The following is a 23693-nucleotide window of genomic DNA, read 5'->3' on the forward strand; positions in this document are numbered from 1 at the left end:
GTGGATCAGTTCATCATCTCGCGGACATCAACGAAGTGCCCGTTAATCGCCGCCGCTGCTGCCATTGCCGGGCTCACCAGATGGGTGCGCCCGCCAAAGCCCTGGCGACCCTCAAAGTTGCGGTTCGAGGTGGAGGCACAGTGCTCACCCTGCCCCAGCTTGTCGGCGTTCATGGCCAGGCACATGGAACATCCCGGATCCCGCCACTCCAGGCCCGCCTCGAGAAAGATCCGGTCCAGCCCTTCCTGCTCCGCCTGAACTTTCACCAGTCCGGAACCGGGAACCACCATGGCCTGCTTGAGCAATGGCGACACCTTGCGGCCTTTCACAACTGCCGCGGCTTCGCGGAGATCTTCAATGCGGCTGTTGGTGCAGGACCCGATAAACACACGGTCCAGTCTGATCTCGGTTATCGGCATATTCGGCTTCAGGCCCATGTATCTGAGGGCCCGGACAATGCCTTCCCGCTTGATGGGATCGGTTTCCGCCTCCGGGTCCGGCACATGGCCCCCAACACCGGCCACCATCTCCGGAGATGTACCCCAGCTCACCTGTGGCATGATCTCTGAGCCTTCCAGCTCAACGACCTTGTCGAAACTGGCGTCATCGTCGCTGTGCAGGGTCTTCCAGTATTCGATAGCCCGCTCCCGCATCTCGCCTTTCGGTGCAAACGGGCGGTCCTTGACGTAATCAATGGTGGTCTGGTCGACCGCCACCATACCCACCCGGGCACCCGCCTCTATGGACATGTTGCAGATGGTCATGCGGGCTTCCATGGAGAGGTCACGAATTGCCTCACCACCAAATTCAATCGCGTAACCGGTACCCCCCGCAGTGCCGATCCTGCCGATGATGGCCAGTACCACATCTTTCCCGGTGACACCCGGCCCGAGTTTGCCGTTCACCTTAACCAGCATGTTTTTCATCTTCTGCTGGACCAGGCACTGGGTCGCCAGCACGTGTTCCACTTCCGAGGTACCAATGCCGTGGGCGAGGCAACCGAAGGCGCCATGGGTCGAGGTGTGGGAATCGCCACACACAATACTCATACCGGGCAAGGTCGCGCCCTGCTCGGGCCCGATCACATGCACAATGCCCTGGCGCTGGTCCATGATCTTGAATTCAAGAATCCCGAACTCGTCACAGTTGCTGTCCAGGGTTTCCACCTGAATCCGCGACACCGGGTCGACAATGCCTTCCACGCCGCGGGCGCGGTCGGTAGTGGGTACGTTATGATCCGGAGTGGCAAGATTGGCATCCAGTCGCCAGGGCTTGCGCCCTGCCAGACGAAGTCCTTCAAAGGCCTGTGGTGAAGTCACTTCGTGAAGTAAATGCCGGTCGATGTAGATCAGCGCAGAACCGTCATCCCGCTGCTTGACGAGATGGTCGTCCCACAATTTGTCATATAAGGTCTTGCCCGCCATGTTCTCTCTCACTTTCCGGGGGTTGCTGTTTTTACCGTTATGGAGCCATCTTACCGCTTACCCCCGAATAACCTCAATTCATGTTTTTTATGTTGTGCATTCCTTTCTGGCATATCAGAATTGATGCCGCTTGCCGGAATTAATCGTAGGTCGGATAGAGCGAAGCGAAATCCGACAGTTGGAGGTAACGCCACAACAGCGTCGGATTACGCCTACGGCTAATCCGACCTACCTCCTTGTTCGGGCAAACACCAACCGTAGGTCGGATAGAGCACAGCGAAATCCGACAAAACTTCATATCGAGGTCATCACAAATGGACGCAAATTCGCTCAAGGCGTTCCTGACCATTGTAGACCAGGAGTCGTTTTCCGAAGCCGCGGAGCTGCTCCACCTGACGCAGCCTGCAATCAGCAAACGCCTGGCCGCACTCGAGAACCAGCTGGGAGTAAAGCTGATTGACCGGGGTAACCGACAGGTCAGGTTGACCGATGCCGGTGCCCGTTTGCTGCCCCACGCTCGTCAGATACTTGATGCGATTCATAATGCGCGCATGGCATTGTTCCCGGAATCGGCAACGGTAGAAGGTGAATTGCGGATCATCGCCAGCCACCACATCGGCCTTCATCACCTGCCAAACTGGCTGCGGCGTTTTAACCGGGCCTATCCGGGGGTGTCACTGAGCCTGCAATTCATGGAATCTGATGCCGCCTATGAACAGATGCGTAAGCGCAATGCGGAACTGGCCTTTGTCACACTTAGTGACAGTATGGACAGCCACTTCATGGTATACGATCAGTGGGCGGACCCGATAGCGTTCGTGGTCGGTCCGGAACATCCGCTGGCCGCGATTGATTCGCCAGCACTGAGCGATCTGGCCAGCCATCCGGCCCTGCTGCCGGACACCACCACAGCAACCTACCGCGTGGTAAGCCGGTTATTTATGGAGGCCACTCTGCCCCTGCACCCGCAGATGCCAACGAACTATCTTGAGACCATCAAGATGATGACCAGCGTCGGATTGGGTTGGAGCGTTTTACCTCTGAACATGGTGGATGACAGTGTTCGGCCTCTCGACCTTGGCTTCCCTGTCACCCGCGTACTGGGGGCAGTCGGGCTATCCGGACGACAGCTTTCCGGCGCTGCCAGGGCATTGATTGAAATCGTTAAATCAGAAGAAGGGAGTTTACATGAGTTTTGATGAATACCTCAGAGTTCTGGCCAGGAACGATGGCTCGGATCTTTACCTGAGTACCGGCGCGCCACCATGTGCGAAGTTTCATGGTGCGTTGAAGCCAATCGATCGCACCCCGATGGCACCCGGCATGATCAAGGACATTGCCTACCAGATCATGGACAAGGAACAGGTTGCGGAGTTTGAGCAGGAACTCGAAATGAACCTGGCGTACAGCGTTCGCAATGTAGGCCGGTTTCGGGTCAATATCTTTCGCCAGCGAAATGAGATCTCCATTGTCGCCCGCAACATCGTGGCTGAAATCCCGAATGCGGACGATCTCGGTCTGCCGCCGATTCTCAAAGAAGTCATGATGACCAAGCGAGGGCTGGTTCTGTTCGTGGGTGCCACGGGCTCCGGCAAATCGACGTCTCTGGCGGCTCTGATCGATTACCGCAACGCCCATTCCTCGGGCCACATCATTACCATTGAAGACCCGGTGGAATACATTCACCGCCACAAGAAATGCATTGTGAACCAGCGTGAAGTCGGCGTGGATACACGCAGCTTTCATAAGGCGCTGAAGAACACGCTGCGTCAGGCTCCTGACGTTATCCTGATCGGCGAAATCCGGGATCGCGAGACCATGGAGCATGCACTGGCCTTTGCGGAAACCGGGCACCTGTGCATTTCAACCCTTCATGCCAACAACGCAAACCAGGCCCTGGACCGGATCATCAATTTCTTTCCGGAAGAGCGCCGGCCACAGTTGCTGATGGATCTTTCAATGAACCTGCGAGCGTTTGTTTCGCAGCGCCTGATCCCGACCGTCGATAAAAAGCGTTGCGCCGCGATCGAGATCCTTCTGGGCACACCGACAATTTCTGAACTGATTCTGCGCGGACAGATGGAAGGCATCAAGGAAATCATGGAGAAATCCGCTAATATCGGCATGCAGACGTTCGACCTTGCCCTGTTCAACCTGTGGAAGGACGGCAAGATCAGCGAAGAAGAAGCACTGAAAAATGCCGACTCTCCCAACAACCTGCGCCTCAAGATCAAGCTTCACGGCCAGGGCGGCAGCTCGCCATCCACCACCGGGCCGACGGGCAGCGGTCTGTCATTGCAGGTTGAAGAAGACGAGGAAGACGAGCCGGGTTGAACCTGCGTCAGCAATTGTCTGCCAGCGGCGGGGGACGAAGCCCCCGCCAGGTGATGACAATTGCCACCAGCATGGCCACCGCACCCCCCCAGAAAGCGGCCGAGGTATTGAAACCCTCCACCAGAAAGCCCGACATCCAGGCACCGATAGCACCACCGGCACCAAAGGTCAGCCCGCTATATAACGCCTGGCCCTGGCCATGATGATGCTGGCCGAAGAAACCCTGGATGTATTGCACGGAAATGGCATGGAGCGCTCCGTAGGAGGCCGCATGGAGCAGTTGGGCAAAGATGAGCACAGCCAGTACATCCGTCACTTCCGCGATCAGCACCCAGCGAATCATGGTCAGGGTCAGAGCCGCGATGGCGATCTGCCGCACCGTGAAGCTCCGGGTCAGCCGGTGCATCACCAGGAATAACCCGATTTCAGCCACCACCCCCAGCGACCACAGCAGCCCGATCGCCAGCTTGCCATAATCATGCTGCGCGAGGTGTATGCTGAAGAACGTATAATACGCCCCGTGAGACACCTGCAGCAGGAAATTCATCAGGAAAAACGTCACCACCGCCGGGTGCGTCACAATCGCCTTCAGACTGCCCTTGGGCGCCGGCGGCTTGCGCTCCCCACGCTCCGATGGCACCAGAAATGCCGACACCGCGATACCTGCAAATACCGGCAATAACAGCCACGGCAAAAGACGGATCGGCACCAGCTCCAGAATCCCGCCCACCAGTGCAACAGCGCCGATAAACCCGACAGACCCCCAGAGCCGGACCTTGCCATACTTGTCCCGCTGGTCTCCCAGGGTCCGCAGGGTAATCACCTCATACAGCGGAAGAATCGCATTCCAGAAAAACGTAAACGCCAGCATCACCAGCAGAAGCCCGTAAAATCCCGGCTCCAGGAACACCCCGGCAAAAAACAGCGAACCGGTAATCGCGCCGAACCGGACCAGACGAACCCGCTGCCCGGACCGATCCCCCAGCCAGCCCCACACGCTGGGCGCAACAATCTTGGTCAGTTGGATCGTCGCCATGAGTGTGGCGATCTCGAGATAGGAAAAGCCCCGGCCTTCCAGATACAGGGACCAGTACGGGAGCAGACCGCCCAGTAGGGCGAAAAACCAGAAGTAGAGGTTGGAAAGGCGCCAGTAGATAACGGATTCTCCAGAGAGTTATCACAGAGGTTCAATCGCCACGGAGGACGGGGCCATTCAAAACCGTGGAGCGCCAGGGATGGCGCGACCGAGCCCTACATGGAAGTATTTACGTGGCGTGTTTTGAATGGCCCTGTTCTTCGTGGCAGGCACCGGTTTTGGCCGTCTGATTGTCGGATTACGCCTTTGGCTAATCCGACCTACGGGTGTTGATAAATCAGGCCTGGCCTATGTCCGGGGTTGAGACAGAAACATCTCCGTTCTGGCCGCGATGGCGCAGATAATGGTCCATCAGCACAATAGCCATCATCGCCTCGGCAATCGGGGTAGCCCGGATACCCACGCAGGGGTCATGCCGCCCGGTGGTGATCACCTCCACCGGATTGCCATCCACATCGATACTGCGCCCCGGCAACCGCAGGCTCGATGTCGGCTTCAGCGCAATACTGGCCAGAATCGGCTGCCCGGAAGAAATACCGCCCAGCACACCGCCGGCATGGTTGGACAGGAAACCCTCAGGCGTCAGTTCATCCCGGTGCACCGTGCCCTTCTGGTCAATACAGCCAAAACCGGCACCAATCTCCACGCCCTTCACGGCATTGATACTCATCAGGGCATGCGCCAGGTCGGCATCCAGCCGATCAAAAACGGGCTCCCCCAAACCGGGGGGCACACCCTCTGCCACGACATTGATACGGGCACCGATGGAATTGCCTTCTTTGCGCAGCGCATCCATGTAGGCCTCCATCTCAGGAACCCTGTCCGCGTCCGGGCAGAAAAACGGATTTTCATGGACCTGTTCCCAGTCCAGCTTCTCGATCTTTATCGGACCAAGCTGCGAAAGGTAGCCGCGGATCCTGATACCCAGCCGCTGTTCAAGAAACTTCCGCGCTACCGCACCGGCGGCCACTCGCATGGCCGTTTCCCGTGCCGAGGAGCGACCACCACCGCGATAATCCCGCACACCGTACTTGTGCATGTAGGTGTAATCAGCATGAGCAGGACGGAACTGCCCGGAAATCTTTGAATAGTCCTTCGACCGCTGATCAGTGTTTTCAATAATCAGGCCAATGGGCGTACCAGTGGTTTTACCTTCGAAAACACCGGACAGAATCCTGACCTCGTCCGCTTCCCGGCGCTGGGTCGTATGCCGCGATGTGCCCGGCTTGCGACGATCCAGGTCCCGCTGCATATCTTCTGCCGACAGCTCCAGTCCCGGAGGGCAGCCGTCGATAATGCATCCAAGTGCTGCACCATGGCTCTCACCAAAGCTGGTGACCGTAAACAGTTTTCCGAAGCTATTTCCCGACATGATTTCAGTATCTTATCCAGGGGTTTTAATGTAGGTCTTCAGCAGTTAACAGGAACACGCCGTCACCACCATTCTCGAATTCCAGCCAGGTAAAGGGCAGCTCCGGATACGCCTCCTGAAGCGCTGGCCAGCTGTTTCCCACCTCCACAATCAGCAAGCCACCTGGATTGAGATGATTCGCCGCACCGGCAAGGATCCTGTGGGCAATATCCAGCCCATCACCACCTGCTGCCAGACCCAGTTCCGGCTCGTGGCTGTATTCCGCCGGCATATCCGCAATATCTTCAGCATCTACGTACGGAGGGTTGCTGAGGATGACATCGTAACGGCCTTCGATGCCGTCAAAAACATCCGAACGAACGGTTCTTACCCGGTCACCTACCTCATGATACTCGATGTTGGCGTCTGCCACCTCGAGGGCGTCGACTGAGATATCCGACAGATCCACCTCTGCTTCATCAAACACGGTGGCCGCAGCAATACCGATACAGCCACTGCCGGTGCACAGATCCAGCACCCTGCCTACCGGATGTTCTCCCAGCCAGGGTTGCAGACCGCTCTCAATCAGCTCCCCCAAAGGAGACCGCGGCACCAGCACGCGCTCGTCCACATGGAAGGGCAGCCCCATAAACCAGGCTTCTCCCAACAGATAGGCCAGTGGCACCCGCTCGCTGATCCGGCGCTCCATGCGATCGACGATCAGTTGCCGCTCATCCCGGGTCAGGCGCGCGTCCAGAAACAGGGTGTTGTTTTCCAGCGGCAAATGGAGGCTGCGCATGACCAGCTGGACCGACTCGTCCCAGACATTGTCGGTGCCGTGGCCAAAGAACAGGGGGGAATCGGCAAAACGGGAGCAAGCGTAGCGCAGGTAATCCCTGACGGTATGCAGGTCATCAATCGGGCTGGTCACAAACTCTCTTCCTGTCCGGAAATGGTCAAGGGGCGGAATTATACGCATCCGCCGCCATGTTTACAGCGCCATCGGGCCGGAGCTGTTGAGGTTGTCCTCGTACCGGTCCAGGGCCGCCGCCATGCGTTCGCGGCCCAACTGGATCAGCTCCGGCGCTCTGTGATAGTCATAACTGCGGCCGGCGTTCTTGGGAATATTCACCAGCAGATCCGGCGGATAGCCGGCAATCTTGTATTGCACCAGGGCGCTCTGCATGGTTTCAACGGTCAGGTTCATCACATCGAACTTGCCGATACCCAGTTTGTCCCAGTCAATGGTTTCGTGGTCATCCTTGCTCTTTGCGGGCTCCGCCCTGATCGCCTCCGATGTTTTGCCGGTTTCATTCCCGGCAACCGCCTTGCTGATCTTTTCTTCCGGAGAATCAGTCGTGCCGGGTTCCTTCCTTGCGGCAAAGGTCTTGATCGCATCCCAGTCAAACCAGCGGGAGGCCTTGTCACGGAGCTTGTCCATCCACTCATCCAGCTCAGCACCGTCATCTCCGGTGTCTGCAAACGCGGCATCCGGCACCCGACGGCTCTGGTCATCCTCACCACTGAGGTTCACCGCCACAACCATGTCCGCATGGGAGGAAATGGTCGGAATAATGGGCAAAGGATTCAACAGCGCACCGTCCACCAGCACCCGACCATTCAGCACCAGGGGCGTCACCACGCTGGGGATGGCGACAGAGGCTCTGATCGCCTGGTCCAGCGGGCCTTCCTGGAACCAGATTTCCTTATGGGCCAGAAGATCGGTGGCGACTGCGGTGTAGGCCAATGGCAGGTCTTCGATCCGGGTCTCGCCAATCATCTCCCGGACCACGGAAAAGATTTTCTCACCGCGAATGGCACCGACGGAATTGAAGGTCACATCCAGCAGTTTGAGTACGTCAAACTGGCCCAGGCCGGTTACCCAGTCCTTGTAGTCCTTCATCTTGCCGGCTGCGAACACACCGCCAATCAGTGCCCCCATGGAGCAACCGGAAATGGCAACAATCTCATAGCCCCTTTCCACCAGTATCTCGATGGCGCCAATATGGGCGTAGCCCCTGGCGCCGCCACTACCCAGCGCCAGCGCAACGGTTTTGCCCTTGCCGGTTTTGCCTGAAGCAGGCTTTTCTTCCGCCCTGGTGGACTGTGCTGCAGAGATTCCGGTGCTGGTGACCAGCTGCGAAACAGCGTCTTTGGGCTTCTGCTCTTCATCCCGGGATGTGGAATCTGTCGGCTTGTTCATCCCTTTCACCTCGTAATCACCATCAGTTCAACGCGGTCGCCCTGGCGGTCGGGATTGGGTATGACCACCGCAGGCCCGACCGTAATAATCGTCTGCAGGCTTTCGGAAACGCCACTTTTGACAAGCACCCGGGCGAGGGAATTTGCCGCTTGTTCTGCGCGCTCCAGAGATTCCTCAAAGCTTTCGTCTTCCTGTAGTTCCGAATAGGCAGCCAGTATCACGCGAGCGCCTTCTTCCCCTGCCCAGTCATTGATGATTCGACGGTCAGCGCCGGTCCAGTCGAACTGGTAGGTAATACCGCCCTGCCAGGGCACAATAACCGGCCCCTTGATGCGGGCGCTCTCGTTGCCCAGGCCCGGGATCTCGGTGCCGCGGGGGGCCACCAGATGCTCAACCCACACGTACTCCCGATTGTTGCCCCGGGTAACGGTATAAACCAGGGTCAGCCAGGGCTGTCCGTTCTCATCGATCGAGCCTCCCACCAGATAATCCTGGTTGCTGTCCCGACCATAAAGCTCGGATTGATCAAATATCTGGTTTGCCCAGACATTACTGCGCCCGCAACCGCGGCCCGAGCACTCAAACAGCACCTGTGCACCCCGCGCCTGCAGCTCCCGCAGGTAATGATCCCGCGCTTCTTCACGGTTAGCGCCCCGTTGTACCTCATACAACTGTCCGACGCCCTTGACCGGAAGCCTGGCCATACTGGCCGACCGTATTTCATTGTTTACTTCCCTGACCGGGCTGAAAAGCACCAGGTGGCCGGGAGAATCGATGGTAATTTCCTCTTCCAGCTCCGCCTCGGAAAAAGCTTCCGGCGGGGGCATCTGGGCGGACACAAAGCCGGCCCAGCCCATAAACAACATTGCCAGACAGGTCGCAGATTGCGATAAGCGTTTATTTTGCATCGTCTAGATAGCCTTTGACTGCATCAACAACCGGCCCGATATCCCCGTCGAGGTGGCAATGGTGGCCCCCGGCAACAGAAACCAGGTCAAGGCTGGTAATGGCATTGGTTCGTGAAGCCAGCTCCGGCCGGCTCGCCAGCAGGCCTTTTTCGGCCTTTATGAAGCGGGTTGGCGTAACAACGTTACCCAGACATGCCTCCACTTGTGATTCGTCCATCATGATCATCGAGGGATGTCGCAAACGCGGATCCGTGCGCCATACGAAACCATCTCCCCTCGGCTCCATGCTGCGTGCAACCAGCATTTCGGCAGCCTCCTGCGAGAGCGGGATCATTCCCCCCTGCCTGGCTTTGGCCGCTGCCCGCAAGTCAGGGTATACGACGTGTTTAGCGGAACCTGTCATCCGTTTTTCGATCGCTTTGCGCATCTGGCCAACCACTTCCTCCGGCTGCCGGCTGATCGGGCCCAGACTGTCGATCATCACCAGCCTGCGCACCCGCTCAGGAAAAGCCGCGGCGTACAGAACCCCGACAATCCCGCCCAGCGAGTGACCAACAAGATCGACCTGTGGATGCCGCTCGCTACGAAAACAGGCTTCGACAAGTTCGGCCAGATCAGCAACGTAGTCCATCAACAGGTAGCCCTGACCCGGTGGCCGGTGGCCGGAATGCCCGTGACCGGCGAGGTCCACTGCATAGACATCCCTTTGCCCGGCCAGTTCCGGTGCCAGCCGGGCAAATGACAGAGCGTTGTCCAGCCAGCCATGAATCATCAGTACCGGGCAGTGGTTCGTGGAGCTGGCAGCGGGCCAGTGCAGGCCCGCAAGGGTGATGTGGTTCAGTGACCATTCCATTTCCCGATGCAGAACAGTGGCATCGGAGAGAGCATCCAGAGCGGTATCATTCATTGAAAAGCTTACATGGTGTGAGTGGGTCGATCCGAGCTCAGTGAACCGGCAAGATAGGATTCGATCTTGGTGCGGGCGGTTTCGTCATCGCCGTTGAACTGAACGCCAATACCGGCGGCGCGATTGCCCTGGGCACCTTTTGGAGTAATCCAGATAACCTTGCCGGCTACAGGAATCTTTTCCGGTTCGTCCATCAGGTTCAGCAGCAGAAAAACTTCATCCCCCAGCTGATACTGTTTCTGTGTGGGTATAAACAGGCCACCCTGCCGGATGTAAGGCATATAGGCCGCATACAGTACGGCCTTGTCCTTGATGGTCAGGGTAAGAATGCCACTGCGCGCGCCAAAACCGGGCCCCATAGTAAACACCTATCTCTTTTTTTGATGATCGGAGTCCTGAAACTCGTGATATTCCGCAATCATAACAGTAGTTGTTCAAAACTGCCCTATCCCGCCAGCAACCTGCGGGGCAATCACCCCGCTGCCGGACGGCGAACCGGCATCAGTTTCTGCCAGGCCATCAGCAGCCGCCCCGCCTCAAACTCGGGATTCACATTGTAGACGCCAGCGGACCGGGCTTCATGGATCGCATCCAGAATTTCATGCGCCCGCCACGGCGGATTATGAGTGGCGAGGAACGTCAGCATTTCCGCTGCGTCTTCATCCCGGGGATGGCTGCCAGCACCAATACGTGCCAGATCTCCGGCCCAACCTTCAAAAAGCCACAGCGCACTTTCAAGCCCCATAGCCTTGAAGGGCTTTGCCGCTTCGGCAACAGAAAGCTGGCCTTTCATGAAGCGCCGGAAGTTCTCCAGTGCTTCATCGCGAACCGTGATGAAGTCACCGGTGGCATACTCAAGCGCCAGACGCGGGGCATTGGCAGATAGCCCCAGGGCCTTCTGGCATTGTTCCGGCGTTGGCCGGCTGTCGCTGTCCAGCTTTTCCACGGTCGCGGCCAGCCAGTGCGCGGCCTGATCTTTGCCAGGAGTCGCAATCAGCAGACTCTGGCAACGGGACCGGATAGTGGGCAGCACCGGGCGCCCGCTCTCCTGGAGCAACACCAGCGTGACATCATCTGCCGGCTCCTCCAGTGTCTTCAACAGAGCATTGGCGGAGTTGATGTTGAGCTGGTCAGCCCGGTCGATAATCGCAACCTTGCGCGTTGCTACCTGGGGAGAGCCCACGGCAAACGACGACAGGGCGCGAATCTGGTCGATCTTTATCATCCTGGATTTTTCCGGTGCATACACACGGATATCGGGATGGGTGCCGGCAGACACCAGTTCACACTGCTTGCAGCGGCCACAGGGGGCGCCCCCGGCCCGGTCAGGCCGGTCACAGACAAGCAGCCCTGCCAGGGCGTTGGCAAACAGGCGCTTGCCGACACCGTGCTCACCAGTCACCAGCAGGGCGTGGGGCAGCCGCCCGCCCGTCATGCGCTGCATCAGCCTGTCCCAGCTATCCTGCAGCCAGGCCATTGTTGCTATGGAGGTATTCACTCGTTCACCTTCAGTGGTTGCCCCCGGGGCGCCCCGGGGACTGGCGGTCAGCCTGTCTTTTCATCGCTGTCAGCAGCCGCTTCATTCTGGCCAGTTCGCCACGGCTGTCGGTTCCGGATTCACCGCCATAGTAATGTCTGTTGACCGCGCGGGCAAAAGCAGTTGCCGTTCCCGCCGCCTCAGGCATTACCCGGGACAGCCTTGAGGCCAGTTGCGACGGCGTTTCACCATGTCGGACAGGCACACCTGCACGGTCACACAGGCGATGCCAGCGGGCAACGACACGGCTGAACGGATCCCGGCTTTCAGCACGCCGATACTGCCATGCCGTCATCAGACCGGCCAGCAGCAAACCCGCGCCTACGAGACCGGCGGTGATATAACCCAGCTCACGCAGGCCGATACCGCCGGGCAATCGGGACATCAGGTTCATCTGTGACTGACCCTGGTAGCCCACCACCCAGCGCTGCCAGTGATAGTTCATCAGGTCGAGCTGCAACGACGCCCACTGAAGCGCTGCCATATCACCGTAGCGTTGGGGAGAGGTCCATTCGTTTTCCAGAAAAGAGCCCTCATCCGCCATGGCATCCCTGAGGCCGGATTCGATCCTCTGGGGAGCAATCGCAGCGGTGGGGTCCACACGCACCCAGCCCTGACCGGGCAGCCAGGCTTCCACCCAGGCGTGGGCGTCATACTGGCGGATGATCAGATAGTCGTCATCGGCGCCGGCATCGCCACCCTGATAGCCCACCACCACGCGCGCAGGAATGCCGGCGGCACGAAGCACAAAGGTAGCGGCACCGGCATAATGGGCACAGAACCCCCGTTTTTCATCGAACAGCAGGGCGTCGATGCCGTCATCGGGCATGGCAGGCGGGCGCAGGGTGTAGAAATACTCCTGCTGGCGGAACCGGTCCAGCAAGTGTTGAACAACAGCTCCGGGCCTGCGGAACTCCGCGGCAAGCTCTTCGGCAAACGCCCTGGCTCTGGGATTACCGGAACGGGGCAACTGGAGATACCGCTGTACATTATCGGGTACCCCACCAACTTGATCAGACTGCGCTTCGTTGGCAAGCGCCATGCGGTATCTGACCGGGCTGTCCGCCGGCCGGTTAAAACGGAAAAGCCCCTGGTCGTCGGGTTGCACATTATCCGAAACGGCTTCGGAACCTTCAAGAGCAAAAGCCCAGGTCTGATCCGTGGGCTCCATTAACACGTCATACTGACCGGATTCCAGCTCACCCCTGCCGCCGTCAACGGAGACACGCCCGGGCCTGCGGAACTGGCGCCCGGAACCCTGCTGCCAGGTGTCGCCCTCCAGCCGGTCGAGAATCAGGCCGCGCCAATAACGGTCCCGGTAGGGAGGCGCTTCGCCACCGAAGGTAACCCGGAATGCCCGCTCACTGCTCTGGGCCAGGCTGGAAATATCACCGGGGGTCATGGAATCGCTGATGCCGGTCCGCGCCTCACCCGATACCAGGGGCACACTCCATAAGGGGGCCATTCTGGGGAAAAACACGAACAGCAGCACCACAATCGGCAGGGTTTTCAACAGCATCATGCCCAGACGACGCCAGCCGGACTTCATGGCGCCGGGGATATCCGGCGCATTGACGATCTGCAGTCCAACAAACAGCATGGCAACCCCGGCCAGGTTAAGAACGCTCCAATGAATTTCCTGGTGAAACAGGAAATTGACCGTGGCCAGATAGACCAGAATAAAAAACAGCACGTAAAAATCCCGCACCGAGCGGGTCTCCAGCCATTTCAGGCCCACCGCCAGCACAAAAAAGGACGACGCGGTTTCCACCGTGAAACGCCCCTGAACCGTGGCAATATAAATGGCCACCAGCACCAGCATAAGGCCGCTTCGCGACCACTTGCCGGGCAGTCTCAGGCGCCCGGTCTGGGCCAGCCAGCGCCAGCCGGCAAGAACGATGCAACTGGCGATCAGCCATACCGGTAACCGGTCCCACTGGGGCACCAGTAACAGGGCAAAGCTGGCGATCAACCAGATCATCGCCCGACCCGACACCAGCTCGGTGGTTTCCGGAGCATTGGCGGAGCGGTTCCGGTTTGTTAACCGCTTTATCATAAAGCGCCCTCGCCGCTGGCGTGGCGCGAATGCCCTGCGCCGCCAACGGCACGGGTGCCAGTGGGCAATGGCCCACCTCCCTCTGGTTGTTCAAGACCGAAAACAGCCAGCGCCTTAATGCAGCGACTGGCATGGCCCGCGCCGGTGTCCGGCTCTATCACCTGACCCGGCAGATTCAGTCCGAAACGGCTGTTGCTCCTGGAGCGTTCCAGCACCTGATGCGCCAGATAGCCCAGCCGCAGTTCCCGCTCCACTCCTGCAAAGGCGTCATAATCCAGCCACTGGGGGCTGCCCTGCTCTCCCTCCCAGTCCGTGATAACCATTTCCCCGGTGCGCGCGTAGCGTTTCCATTGCACCCGCTGGCTCATGTCCCCCTCGCGCCAGGGACGGATATCCGCATGATCATTGCCATCGATCGAGCGGGATTTGGCCTGTTCCTCACCATCCTGGACGGTACTGGCCACCTCCGGCGCCGCCAGTGGACCGGGATAGACAATGCCGGCGCTGAGCGGCCGCAACCAGGACCACGCGCGGAAAAGCCCGAACGGAAAGCGGGTTTCCACCAGGATGCGATCCGGCTGCAGGTAACCACGCTGGTAGGCGGGAACCAACAGATTCAGGTCCGCCTGCTGGCCGGACGGGATATGCTGTTGGTGGAGAACCACCTCATCGCAGGCCAGCGACAGGGCCAGAGTATCGTGGCGGGGAGAAGCCGCACGCAGGCGAAACGGAACCACCTCCCCGGCAAAGCCCTCACCGGCCTGAATCAGGGTAAGCTCCAGCCCGGAAAGATTGCGGTGAGTCTGGTGCATGGCCGCCACCACGACTGCACCCAGGAGGAAGGTCAGCAGGTAGATCAGACTGTTCTGGTAGTTGATACCGGTGATCAGCATGATCAGCAACAGGAAGCCAAATACAACACCGGCGCCGGTAGGCATAATAAAGATATTGCGCTGCCCGAAAGAGCGGTGGTCAGAACGTGGAACGCGCCGGTTCACCCAGTGCCGCCAGCGGTCGCCAATTACCTTCAACATAAATACCCTGCTGCTGAACCGGTTTTCATCAGTGCCCAACTATAAACATGTTGACAGCCTTTGACAGGACAATACTGCAAATACCCGGATTCTGATCACAAATACCTCACCAATAGATTGAAATGCGGTAACTTATCCCCACAGTCTACGGTTAACCCATGCAAGATTCTGGTAAGTATGTAGCATCGTGAAAGCATTAAGAGCGGAAGACGCGGCGTGCCTCGTTTCACAGATCAGCGGCCACCATGGGTTTATCGATTATACCGATACCAGAACACAGCATCGGATTGTTACCGCATTTCCCCTGAAAAGCTGGCAGGTACCCCGGGATCAGCCTGCGTTCTCGGAACTGGCCACCGAGATTGAAAAAGCCTGGAAAAAATATGCTCTCCCGGAAGACCAGCCGACAGCCGGTGGCATCGCGGGCACCCTCTTTTATGAATCAGGCAATCTCACGGTGCCGGGTTTTAGCGGGCGGTACAGAACCGACAGCGGGAACTACGGTTACATCGGCCTTTACCTCTGGCAACTGACCCTCGATACGTCAGGCACGGAACCTCCCCGACTGGATTTCCACCCCGATTGCGACAGCAATACCAGGGCGCGGGTACTCGCCCTCGTCGGTCAGGGTCGGCGTCATTCTGCGCCTTTCAAAATCAGCGAGAGTTTCACCGCGGAACAATCCGCTGAGCATTACCGGAACGGTGTCTCCGCGGTACTGCGCTACATCCACGCCGGTGACTGCTACCAGGTCAACCTGTCCAATAAATACGTCGGCAGCTACCAGGGCCCGCCCTACTCCGCGTTCCAGGCTTTGTGCCAGGCAATACCCGTTCCCCATGCGGCCTATGTCGATGCGGGTCCGTACCAGGTGCTCAGTATTTCGCCGGAATTATTTCTCAGTATCCAACAGGGTCGAAAGGTCGTCAGCAAGCCGATAAAAGGCACCAGGCCCCGGGATTTAATGTCCCCGGAAAACGATCAAAGAATTGCCGAGTCCCTGGCCGCTGCAGAAAAAGACCGCGCCGAAAATCTGATGATCGTGGACCTGATCCGCAACGACCTGTCGAAGTTCTGCGAGCCTTTTTCTGTCTCAGTGCCACAACTGTTCAGCATCGAAAGCTACGAGAATGTTCATCAACTGGTCAGTACGGTAGAAGGCAGGCTTCGGCCGGATTCCACTCCGTTTCGGGCGTTGCTCTCCGCCTTTCCCGGCGGTTCGATTACCGGTGCACCCAAACGCCGAGCGATGGAAATCATCGACAGTCTGGAACAGCACAGCCGGGGACCCTATTGTGGATCAGTATTCCGCTGGGATTTCGCAAACAATCTGGAAAGCAATATCGCTATCCGTACCCTGATGACGGATTCTGCCGGACTGATTCACTGCTGGGCGGGGTGTGGCATTGTAGCGGATTCCGACCCGGACGATGAGTATCGGGAATCCGTGGACAAGGTCCGGAAACTGATGGATGTGCTGGAGAACCTCTGAGCGCGGGAAGCCAGGGCCTACCGGAGCAGCACCGCTGCCCCGGCAGGTTCAGAGCGGTCAGTTATGGATGGCGCTGGCCTTCAGGAACTCTTCGCGAAGTTCTTCAAACGTATGCACGGCAGGAAACTGGGGAAACTCCTCAATCACATTCTGCGGCGCATGAAACAGAATACCCGCTTCCGCCTGGCCCAGCATCGTGGTGTCGTTATAGGAATCACCCGCCGCAATCACCCGGTAGTTCAGCAGCTGGAAGGCACGGACTGACTGGCGCTTGGGATCCCTCTGGCGCAGCAGGTAATCGGTAATGCGCCCCTCGTCATTCACCTCCAGCTTGTGGCAGAGCAATGCCGGATAGCCGAGCTTTTTCATCAGCGGCATGGCGAATTCGTAGAAAGTATCAGACAGAATCACCACCTGGAACCGCTCGCGCAGCCAGTCCAGGAACTCACTGGCACCGGGCAGCGGGTCCAGCTCGCCAATCACTTCCTGGATCTGTGGCAGGCCGTAGCCATGCTGGTCCAGCAGCCTCAGACGCTGCTGCATCAGTACGTCGTAATCGGGAATGTCGCGGGTGGTCGCCTTGAGTTCCTCAATGCCGGTTTTTTCCGCAAACGCGATCCAGATTTCCGGGATCAGTACTCCTTCAAGGTCAAGGCACGCGAGTTCCACAATGGTCTCCTGATAGTTGAACGCTGGTCAGCCCGGCGGGTCGGTAACCGCCGGGTATTGAAATCAGGCGGTATGATATGAAAAACGCGGACTGAATGCATCGTGGATCTGTGCGGCTATAACGATATATTCCGGCATTCCTTCAGACCAGAGCCTGTTAATGATAGATTTATCACACATTTAGACCCCAGGTGATGCTTTCAATGACGGATATTTCACAGCTACAGACGGAGCTTGAGGGCCAGAGCCCCAGAGCCATCCTCAAGGCCGCCCTGGCGAAGTACGATAATATCGCCATTTCCTTCAGCGGTGCGGAAGACGTCGCCCTGATCGAGCTCGCCCACAAAATGACCGACCGACTGCAGGTATTCACCCTGGACACCGCCCGCCTGCACCCGGAAACCTACGAATTCATCGAAAGAGTTCGCAAGCACTACGGGATAGACATCGAGGTGATGTTCCCGGACGCCGCGGAAGTGCAGGATCTGGTCAACCGCAAGGGCATGTTCAGCTTTTACCAGGACGGCCATGCCGAATGCTGCGGTATCCGCAAGGTGAACCCGTTGCGCAGAAAGCTGTCCACCATGGATGCCTGGATTACAGGCCAGCGCAAGGACCAGAGCCCGGGTACCCGTAACGATGTGCCTGTAGTGCAGATCGACGATGCTTTCGCAACAGACGACAAACAGCTGGTGAAATTCAACCCGCTGGCAAACTGGAGCTCAAAGGAGGTCTGGGACTATATCCGCATGACCGAGGCACCCTACAACAAGCTGCACGAAAAAGGCTTTGTCAGCATCGGGTGCGAGCCCTGCACAAGGGCCATCCTGCCGGGGCAGCATGAGCGCGAGGGCCGGTGGTGGTGGGAAGAAGCCACCCAGAAAGAGTGTGGTCTTCATGCCGGGAACCTGATCGCCCGGGACTGACCGGGCCGGTATCAGTAGGTAGGCAGTTCGATGTCGCTGAACAGATCCTCGATCTCGGCCCGGCTACCCTGATGGGCTACCGCTTCATCAACCCGCTCGCGGGTGAGGTGTGGCGCAAACCGCTGGATAAAGTCATACATATAGCCCCGAAGGAAGGTGCCCTTGCGGAAGCCGATGCGGGTCACACTGGGACGGAACAGTTTGCTGGCATCCAGTGCCACCAGGTCGGTGTCATTCTTTTCATCGAAAGCCATGCTGGCAATAATGCCAACCCCCAGCCCCAGGCGCACATAGGTCTTGATCACGTCGGCATCGGCTGCAGTGAATACCACTTTCGGGGTCAGCCCGTAGGCCTGGAAAGCTTCATCCAGTTTTGAACGGCCGGTAAAACCGAATACGTAGGTCACCAGAGGAAACTCCGCCAGATCCGGCAGGGTGAGTTCAGAGTTGTTCGCAAGAGGATGGTCTTTCGGCACGATGATGCTGCGGTTCCACCGGTAGCACGGCATCATGATCAGGTCATTGAACAGTTCCATGGCCTCGGTGGCAATGGCAAAATCGACAGCACCGTTAGCAGCCATTTCCGATATCTGCATCGGCGTGCCCTGGTGCATGTGCAGGGACACATCCGGATAGGATTCGATAAATCCGCTGATTATTGGCGGCAAGGCATACCGGGCCTGGGTGTGCGTGGTCGCGATACTCAGGTCACCCCTGCGCTGATTGCTGAATTCCTGGGCGATTTTCTTGATGCCTTCCACCCGGCGCAGAATCTCCCCCGCTTCCCGGATAATGATCTCGCCACCCGGTGTTATGCGTGTCAGATGTTTGCCACTGCGGGCGAAGACTTCCAGCCCCAGTTCATCCTCCAGAAGGCGGATCTGCTTTGATATTCCCGGCTGCGAAGTAAAAAGGCTCTGGGCGGTGGCGGATACGTTGAGATCATGGTGCGCAACTTCCCATATATAGCGCAACTGTTGTAATTTCATCTACCCTGTCGCTCCCCATAAGGCCCGGCCATAACCGGGCTATGCATATGCTGGTGTTATTTTTGAAGAATACGCATAAAAACGTGATCTTTCATTCTTTTTGAGTATACAGAATCCGTTCCACCAAAGTTTAGACCAAAAACAGGAGAACGCTGCCTTTATGGCTCGATGATACGCCGGAAAGGCGGCAAGGCATCCAGCAGTAACTGCCCATAGCGGCGTGCAATAATGCGCCGGTCCAGAATGGTAACGCGGCCGGTATCGGACTCTGTCCGTAACAGGCGCCCCACCGCCTGGACCAGTTTGATGGAGGCATCGGGTACCGTGATTTCCATGAACGGATTCCCGCCCCGGTGCGTTACCCACTCCGCCAGGCTGGCCTCGATGGGATCGTCCGGCACCGAGAATGGCAGCCTTGTGATCACCACATGGCTGAGATATTTACCGGGCAGGTCGATACCCTCGGCAAAACTGGCAACACCGAACAGCACGCTGGGAAGGCCCTCGTCGACACGGCTGCAATGACGGCGCAGCACCTCCCCTTTTGCCATGTCGTCCTGGGTGGTGATCAGGTCCGGATATTCCGGGGCCAGGGCGTCGCGCACCAGTTTCATCTGGCGCCGGGACGTAAACAGCACCAGGGTCGCCTTCTCGCCCGCCCACAGATCGGGCAGCCGCGATACCACCTGATCGGTAAAGCTGTCGTCTGTGGGCATGGCGGTCATGGCTGGCACTTCCACAGTCGCCATTTCGCCGTAGCGGAAAGAACTGGGAACCACCACAAAGCGGCTGGTTTCGGGCAGGCCCGCACGGGCTTTCAGGCGGTCGAACCGGCCCAGGGCGGTCAGGGTTGCACTGGTCAGAACCGCCCCATAGGCGCGGGACCAGAGCCTTGAATACAGCAGGTTGTCCGCCAGTACCGGGCTGCTGAACAGAGTGATGTCTTCAGCGTGGTCCCACCGTTGGCGGACGGCCCAGCGAGCGGCCGGTGGCCCGGCGCGCTGCTTTGTCTTTGCCGCATCCTGCTGGCTCTGTTCCGGGTCCGCTGCCGGTTGACCGGGATTGTCACTCCAGGCCGCCCACAATCGCAGCTGGTCCTCTGCCCGGCTGTGGAAGGAACCGATCACCGGGTACCAGGATTCCGCCGTATCGCGGTCCACATCGCTGGCTTTACGTTCGTCGAATGCGGTCTGTAACTCCTCCACCATCACACCGAGCTGGCGCGCCAGCGTTGCCGTGGCTATCCGGGCTTCCACCGCCAGCCCTGCCAGCGCCTCCGGCAAGGCCCCTTCGGGATAGCGCCACTGGGCAGAACGGCGTTCTTCGTTGAATTCCCAGCCGGTGTTCTGTTCTGCTTCCTCGTAGACCTTCGCCAGGGTCAGATCCACTTCCCGGGAGGCAGAACTGATACGGTCGATGGTTTTTGCCGCCTGGGTGCCCGGGCTCAGGAACGGCTGCATCTTGCCCAGAGCCTGTGACAGCTGTTTCAGCCATTGGCGCGTGGAATTCAGTGGCACCGACGCCGCAAAATGGTTCAGCGCCTTGTCCGGCAGGTGATGGGCCTCGTCGAAAATAAACAGGGCATTCTCCGGCTCCGGCAGAATCGCGCCGCCGCCCAGGGCCAGGTCCGCCAGCACCAGATCATGGTTGGCCACCACAATGTCAGCGTCGTCCAGGTCCTTGCGGGCATCGAAGAAGGCACAACTGTCGAAATAGCTGCAGTGCCGGTTGGTGCACTGGCGGTGGTCGGTGGTGACCTGCCGCCAGACATCGTCGGGAATCTGGTCGGGCCAGTGGTCCCGGTCACCATCCCACTTGCGGGAACCGTAGCTGGCCAGCATGTCCTCGAAGAAGGCACGGGTGCCGGGTTCTTCCTTGCCCGGGCCATCGAGCAGGAACAGCGGCATGGTGTCGCTGTCGCCGTTGCCCTCGTCATGCAGGCGTGCTTCCAGCCGTGACATGCACAGATAACGCCCGCGGCCCTTGGCCAGGGTCCAGGTGAAATCCTGCTTGCTGTGTTTTTTCAGGTCCGGCAGGTCCTTGTGCACGATCTGGTCCTGCAGCGCCACGGTGGCGGTAGAAATTACCAGGGTTTTGCCCAGTGCCCGTGCCACGGGAATGGCGGCAATCAGGTAGGCCAGCGTCTTGCCGGTACCGGTGCCTGCTTCGACCACACAGGTGCCCGCCGGTGACGTGCGCTGGCCGTCATTCTCGGTAATATCCCCCATATAGCGGGCGATCTCGGCAATCATCAGGCGCTGGCCGTAACGTGCGCGAATATCCTTGCCGGCCAGTACGTCGCGGTAGGTCTGCTGTATCTGCTGTTTGACGTCCTCGGAAAGTGCCATTACCGGGGACTCACCCAATTGCGGACAACCCCTACGCGGAATCGACGACCATCCATGCTCAGCTCTACGCCCTCCTCGGTAATCCGCTCCACGGTAATGCCGGAAAACGATTCCCCGTGCCGCAGGTAGTTGTCATTGATCGTCACCCGTCTGGACGATGGCTTGGACGCATAAATATGACTGTTGAAAATCAGGTCAGGTACCCTTTTCTGGAATGACAATGGGAGCTCTACAAGATGTGGTGTGCGTTCGGCAGCCGCATCGTTCTCGGCCGCCTCGGAGGGATTCACAGCGCTGGATTGCCTTGTCGTCGGGACGATGACTGTAGGCCGCTCGGGGCTGATTTCATCCAGTGAAGGCCGGGCTACGCCGGGCACCGGTATTTCGACGGCATTGGCGAGCGAATCGCCGCGCCCTGCCGATGTCTCTGCAGGTGAAGGCGCCGGCCCGGGCCCGGTTATACCCGGCTCCGGCTCGGCTGCAACTGGCTCAACCCCGGCAACTGGCGCGGCAGGCTCCTGAATTGCAGTGATGGAGTCCCGGGGCCACAATGCCCAGGCCAGAACGCCAGCATTCAGCACAAGACCGAGGCCGACCCACACCAGTACCGGTACGGATTTTTTTTTCGGTTTGTGGATCAGCTGCACCTGTTGGCCAAGATCCGGCACCCGGCCCTGACGGCGCTCTGTTTCCGATTTTCTCAGGGCATCAAGAATATAGGACATGCCGGTTAACCGCTCCCCGCTGATCGCAGCCGGGGACCGTCGGATTCCAGGTCATTATTCATCTGGATAATCGTCATAGCGCCGGCAATACCGTCCACCTTCAGCCCTTTGCGTTTCTGGTACCAGCGAATCTGATCCCCGGTCGTCATGCGGTTTATACGATTCTCCTCTTCACGGGAGCCGGAGTAGCGGCTGGCCAGCTCCATCATTCGTGACCCCATCCATATCTGCGCTGACACACTGCTGTCGCTATCTTCTTCACTGTTCTGGCGAATGTGGGGAGGCACCTCCCACAACACCGTGAACTCACCAAACCAGTAAGGCTCCAGGCTGGAAAAGCTCAGGTCACGCTGGCCTTCCGGACGCTCTATGGTTGCGCGGTCACCCTCGAGCCCGCTCAGAACCGTGTAGCGGCTGTCACCCGCACCGTTGCGCAGTTGCAGAATGGCAGGCCGGTTCAGGTGTTCCAGGCTCCTTCGCGACCCCCGGTTATCGAGGCAGCCCAGGCCCTGCTCCTCGGCATAATCGCAGGCAATGGGATGGTTGGATGCCCTGTAGTCCCGGCCCCACACAGCGAACAGTTCGCCGAAGGCCGCACGGAGAGAAAGGGTGTCATCAGGAAATTCGAAGTCTGGCAATGAGCCTTCGATGATGGTTACCGGCTCCGGCAAAAGCTCCGGGGTGGGCTCGAACGACGGCTCTACCCGTTCGATGGTTCCGGACAGGGCAACGCCGTCAGGTTCAGCGGATACCCCGGTAGTTATCCTGCCGGATGCCGGCAGGCGGTCCAGTGCCCAGGCGGTCATGACAACAGCCACCACAACACTGGCCGCTACCGGTACAAGGTACGATTTGCCGGAACGCCCTCCGGATTGCTTCCCGCGGCGGTTTCCGTTCACTTCCCGGGCCGCAGTGCGGATATGGGAAGCGCTGATCTGATGCTCGCCCTCCGCATAGGCACCCAGCAAAGCGCGATCACTGATCAGGTTGATCAGTCTGGGTATGCCCTTGCTTGAACGGTACAGGGCGCGCACCGCACCGTCGGTGAAAATCTCGCCCCGAAGTCCGGCAACACTGAGCCGGTAGCGCAGATAGGCTTCTATTTCCTCACGGCCAAGGGCATCCAGATGGTAGCGCGCGGTCACCCGCTGGTTCAGTTGCCGTAATTGCGGAAGCTCGAGAATCTCCTGCAACTCCGGCTGGCCCAGCAGCACAATCTGCAAAAGCTTTTTTTCGGCGGTTTCCAGATTGGTCAGCAGGCGCAGTTGTTCAAGTACCTCGGCAGACAGGTTCTGCGCCTCATCAATCATCAATACCTTGTGGCGGCCGGCGGCATGAGCCTTGAGCAGATCATCGTTGATCAGCCCCACCAGTTCCTTGATGGACGCCCCCACCGGGTGGGGAATCTCAAGCTCGTCGCAGATGGACGACAATAATTCCCGCGCCGATAATCTGGGGTTCAGGATCAGGGCAATATCGACATGATCGGGAACGTTCTCGATGAAACAGCGGCTGACTGTGGTCTTGCCGGTGCCGACCTCGCCCGTAATCACGATGAACCCGCCCTGCCCCTGTACTCCATACATCAGGTGCGCCAGCGCTTCCTTGTGACGCTCGCTGAGATACAGGTAGCGGGGATCGGGAGCGATCGAAAACGGGGGCTCCCGAAAACCGAAGAAATCGTAGTACATAAG

20 protein-coding genes are annotated in these 23693 nt (G+C 58.7%); 4 read left to right on the plus strand and 16 right to left on the minus strand.

Going from position 1 to position 23693, the window contains the following annotated elements; genetic code table 11:
- Positions 1-5: 5 nt before the first annotated feature.
- Positions 6-1424: a 3-isopropylmalate dehydratase large subunit gene (leuC, locus tag DIT72_RS09015; RefSeq protein WP_135954916.1), complete on the minus strand. Its 1419-nt coding sequence runs from the start codon at positions 1422-1424 to the stop codon at positions 6-8.
- 314 nt (positions 1425-1738) lie between these two features.
- Between leuC and DIT72_RS09020 the strand changes: the two genes are divergently transcribed.
- Both DIT72_RS09020 and DIT72_RS09025 read left to right on the plus strand, forming a co-directional pair.
- Positions 1739-2623, plus strand: coding sequence for a LysR family transcriptional regulator (locus DIT72_RS09020; RefSeq protein WP_135954917.1), 885 nt, complete (start codon positions 1739-1741; stop codon positions 2621-2623).
- Complete coding sequence (locus DIT72_RS09025) at positions 2613-3758, plus strand: PilT/PilU family type 4a pilus ATPase (protein WP_135954918.1); 1146 nt, start codon at positions 2613-2615, stop codon at positions 3756-3758. The genes DIT72_RS09020 and DIT72_RS09025 overlap by 11 nt, the downstream gene beginning before the upstream one ends.
- 7 nt (positions 3759-3765) lie before the next feature.
- Here DIT72_RS09025 and DIT72_RS09030 read toward each other — a convergent pair whose 3' ends face one another.
- The 10 genes from DIT72_RS09030 to DIT72_RS09075 all read right to left on the minus strand — a co-directional run bounded on the left by DIT72_RS09030 (position 3766) and on the right by DIT72_RS09075 (position 14850).
- Positions 3766-4914, minus strand: coding sequence for an MFS transporter (locus DIT72_RS09030; protein WP_135954919.1), 1149 nt, complete (start codon positions 4912-4914; stop codon positions 3766-3768).
- Between the two features lie 217 nt (positions 4915-5131).
- On the minus strand, positions 5132-6226 hold the full coding sequence (aroC, locus tag DIT72_RS09035; RefSeq protein WP_135954920.1) for a chorismate synthase: 1095 nt from the start codon (positions 6224-6226) through the stop codon (positions 5132-5134).
- A gap of 25 nt (positions 6227-6251) precedes the next feature.
- The gene (gene prmB / locus DIT72_RS09040; protein ID WP_135954921.1) at positions 6252-7136 is read right to left on the minus strand and encodes a 50S ribosomal protein L3 N(5)-glutamine methyltransferase; all 885 of its coding nucleotides are present in this window, start codon (positions 7134-7136) and stop codon (positions 6252-6254) included.
- Between the two features lie 60 nt (positions 7137-7196).
- Positions 7197-8408, minus strand: coding sequence for a patatin-like phospholipase family protein (locus DIT72_RS09045; RefSeq protein WP_135954922.1), 1212 nt, complete (start codon positions 8406-8408; stop codon positions 7197-7199).
- 5 nt (positions 8409-8413) lie between these two features.
- Complete coding sequence (locus DIT72_RS09050) at positions 8414-9316, minus strand: DUF4892 domain-containing protein (RefSeq protein WP_228260770.1); 903 nt, start codon at positions 9314-9316, stop codon at positions 8414-8416.
- Positions 9306-10223: an alpha/beta fold hydrolase gene (locus DIT72_RS09055; protein ID WP_135954923.1), complete on the minus strand. Its 918-nt coding sequence runs from the start codon at positions 10221-10223 to the stop codon at positions 9306-9308. Before DIT72_RS09055 ends, DIT72_RS09050 begins: the two co-directional genes overlap by 11 nt.
- An 8-nt stretch (positions 10224-10231) precedes the next feature.
- Entirely contained in the window at positions 10232-10582 is a 351-nt protein-coding gene (locus tag DIT72_RS09060) for a PilZ domain-containing protein (protein WP_008171779.1), read from the minus strand.
- Between the two features lie 113 nt (positions 10583-10695).
- Positions 10696-11700, minus strand: a complete 1005-nt coding sequence (holB, locus tag DIT72_RS09065; protein ID WP_135955151.1) for a DNA polymerase III subunit delta' — start codon at positions 11698-11700, stop codon at positions 10696-10698.
- 31 nt (positions 11701-11731) lie between these two features.
- Complete coding sequence (locus DIT72_RS09070; RefSeq protein WP_135954924.1) at positions 11732-13816, minus strand: transglutaminase TgpA family protein; 2085 nt, start codon at positions 13814-13816, stop codon at positions 11732-11734.
- On the minus strand, positions 13813-14850 hold the full coding sequence (locus DIT72_RS09075) for a DUF58 domain-containing protein (RefSeq protein ID WP_135954925.1): 1038 nt from the start codon (positions 14848-14850) through the stop codon (positions 13813-13815). Before DIT72_RS09075 ends, DIT72_RS09070 begins: the two co-directional genes overlap by 4 nt.
- A 187-nt stretch (positions 14851-15037) precedes the next feature.
- On the opposite strand from DIT72_RS09075, the gene DIT72_RS09080 reads away from it, so the two are divergent.
- Positions 15038-16342, plus strand: coding sequence for an anthranilate synthase component I family protein (locus tag DIT72_RS09080; RefSeq protein ID WP_168355043.1), 1305 nt, complete (start codon positions 15038-15040; stop codon positions 16340-16342).
- 57 nt (positions 16343-16399) lie between these two features.
- On the opposite strand, the gene thrH is transcribed toward DIT72_RS09080, so the two are convergent.
- Positions 16400-17011: a bifunctional phosphoserine phosphatase/homoserine phosphotransferase ThrH gene (thrH, locus tag DIT72_RS09085; protein WP_135954927.1), complete on the minus strand. Its 612-nt coding sequence runs from the start codon at positions 17009-17011 to the stop codon at positions 16400-16402.
- A 203-nt stretch (positions 17012-17214) separates the two neighbouring features.
- Here thrH and DIT72_RS09090 point away from each other — a divergent pair, with 203 nt between their 5' ends.
- Positions 17215-17937, plus strand: a complete 723-nt coding sequence (locus DIT72_RS09090) for a phosphoadenylyl-sulfate reductase (protein ID WP_135954928.1) — start codon at positions 17215-17217, stop codon at positions 17935-17937.
- An 11-nt stretch (positions 17938-17948) separates the two neighbouring features.
- Here the strand turns inward: DIT72_RS09090 and cysB are convergent, their stop codons facing one another.
- The 4 genes from cysB to DIT72_RS09110 form a co-directional block, all read right to left on the minus strand.
- Positions 17949-18926, minus strand: coding sequence for an HTH-type transcriptional regulator CysB (gene cysB, locus DIT72_RS09095; RefSeq protein WP_135954929.1), 978 nt, complete (start codon positions 18924-18926; stop codon positions 17949-17951).
- A gap of 158 nt (positions 18927-19084) precedes the next feature.
- Positions 19085-21274, minus strand: a complete 2190-nt coding sequence (dinG, locus tag DIT72_RS09100; protein WP_135954930.1) for an ATP-dependent DNA helicase DinG — start codon at positions 21272-21274, stop codon at positions 19085-19087.
- Positions 21274-21999: a general secretion pathway protein GspB gene (locus tag DIT72_RS09105; protein WP_135954931.1), complete on the minus strand. Its 726-nt coding sequence runs from the start codon at positions 21997-21999 to the stop codon at positions 21274-21276. Before DIT72_RS09105 ends, dinG begins: the two co-directional genes overlap by 1 nt.
- Before the next feature lie 5 nt (positions 22000-22004).
- Positions 22005-23690 (minus strand): AAA family ATPase, encoded by a 1686-nt coding sequence (locus tag DIT72_RS09110; RefSeq protein ID WP_135954932.1) that lies wholly within the window; start codon positions 23688-23690, stop codon positions 22005-22007.
- Positions 23691-23693 lie beyond the last annotated feature (3 nt).

The sequence above is a fragment of the Marinobacter orientalis genome (genome assembly GCF_004792665.1).
Taxonomy (GTDB): Bacteria; Pseudomonadota; Gammaproteobacteria; order Pseudomonadales; family Oleiphilaceae; genus Marinobacter; species Marinobacter orientalis.

Excerpts from the sequence above, each read along its gene's own strand:
- leuC (WP_135954916.1), bottom strand. The coding sequence starts at position 1,424 with ATGGCGGGCAAGACCTTATATGACAAATTGTGGGACGACCATCTCGTC.
- DIT72_RS09020 (WP_135954917.1), top strand. The coding sequence starts at position 1,739 with ATGGACGCAAATTCGCTCAAGGCGTTCCTGACCATTGTAGACCAGGAG.
- DIT72_RS09025 (WP_135954918.1), top strand. The coding sequence starts at position 2,613 with ATGAGTTTTGATGAATACCTCAGAGTTCTGGCCAGGAACGATGGCTCG.
- aroC (WP_135954920.1), bottom strand. The coding sequence starts at position 6,226 with ATGTCGGGAAATAGCTTCGGAAAACTGTTTACGGTCACCAGCTTTGGT.
- DIT72_RS09045 (WP_135954922.1), bottom strand. The coding sequence starts at position 8,408 with ATGAACAAGCCGACAGATTCCACATCCCGGGATGAAGAGCAGAAGCCC.
- DIT72_RS09050 (WP_228260770.1), bottom strand. The coding sequence starts at position 9,316 with ATGCAAAATAAACGCTTATCGCAATCTGCGACCTGTCTGGCAATGTTG.
- DIT72_RS09055 (WP_135954923.1), bottom strand. The coding sequence starts at position 10,223 with ATGAATGATACCGCTCTGGATGCTCTCTCCGATGCCACTGTTCTGCAT.
- DIT72_RS09060 (WP_008171779.1), bottom strand. The coding sequence starts at position 10,582 with ATGGGGCCCGGTTTTGGCGCGCGCAGTGGCATTCTTACCCTGACCATC.
- holB (WP_135955151.1), bottom strand. The coding sequence starts at position 11,700 with ATGGCCTGGCTGCAGGATAGCTGGGACAGGCTGATGCAGCGCATGACG.
- DIT72_RS09070 (WP_135954924.1), bottom strand. The coding sequence starts at position 13,816 with ATGATAAAGCGGTTAACAAACCGGAACCGCTCCGCCAATGCTCCGGAA.
- DIT72_RS09075 (WP_135954925.1), bottom strand. The coding sequence starts at position 14,850 with ATGTTGAAGGTAATTGGCGACCGCTGGCGGCACTGGGTGAACCGGCGC.
- DIT72_RS09090 (WP_135954928.1), top strand. The coding sequence starts at position 17,215 with ATGACGGATATTTCACAGCTACAGACGGAGCTTGAGGGCCAGAGCCCC.
- cysB (WP_135954929.1), bottom strand. The coding sequence starts at position 18,926 with ATGAAATTACAACAGTTGCGCTATATATGGGAAGTTGCGCACCATGAT.
- dinG (WP_135954930.1), bottom strand. The coding sequence starts at position 21,274 with ATGGCACTTTCCGAGGACGTCAAACAGCAGATACAGCAGACCTACCGC.
- DIT72_RS09105 (WP_135954931.1), bottom strand. The coding sequence starts at position 21,999 with ATGTCCTATATTCTTGATGCCCTGAGAAAATCGGAAACAGAGCGCCGT.
- DIT72_RS09110 (WP_135954932.1), bottom strand. The coding sequence starts at position 23,690 with ATGTACTACGATTTCTTCGGTTTTCGGGAGCCCCCGTTTTCGATCGCT.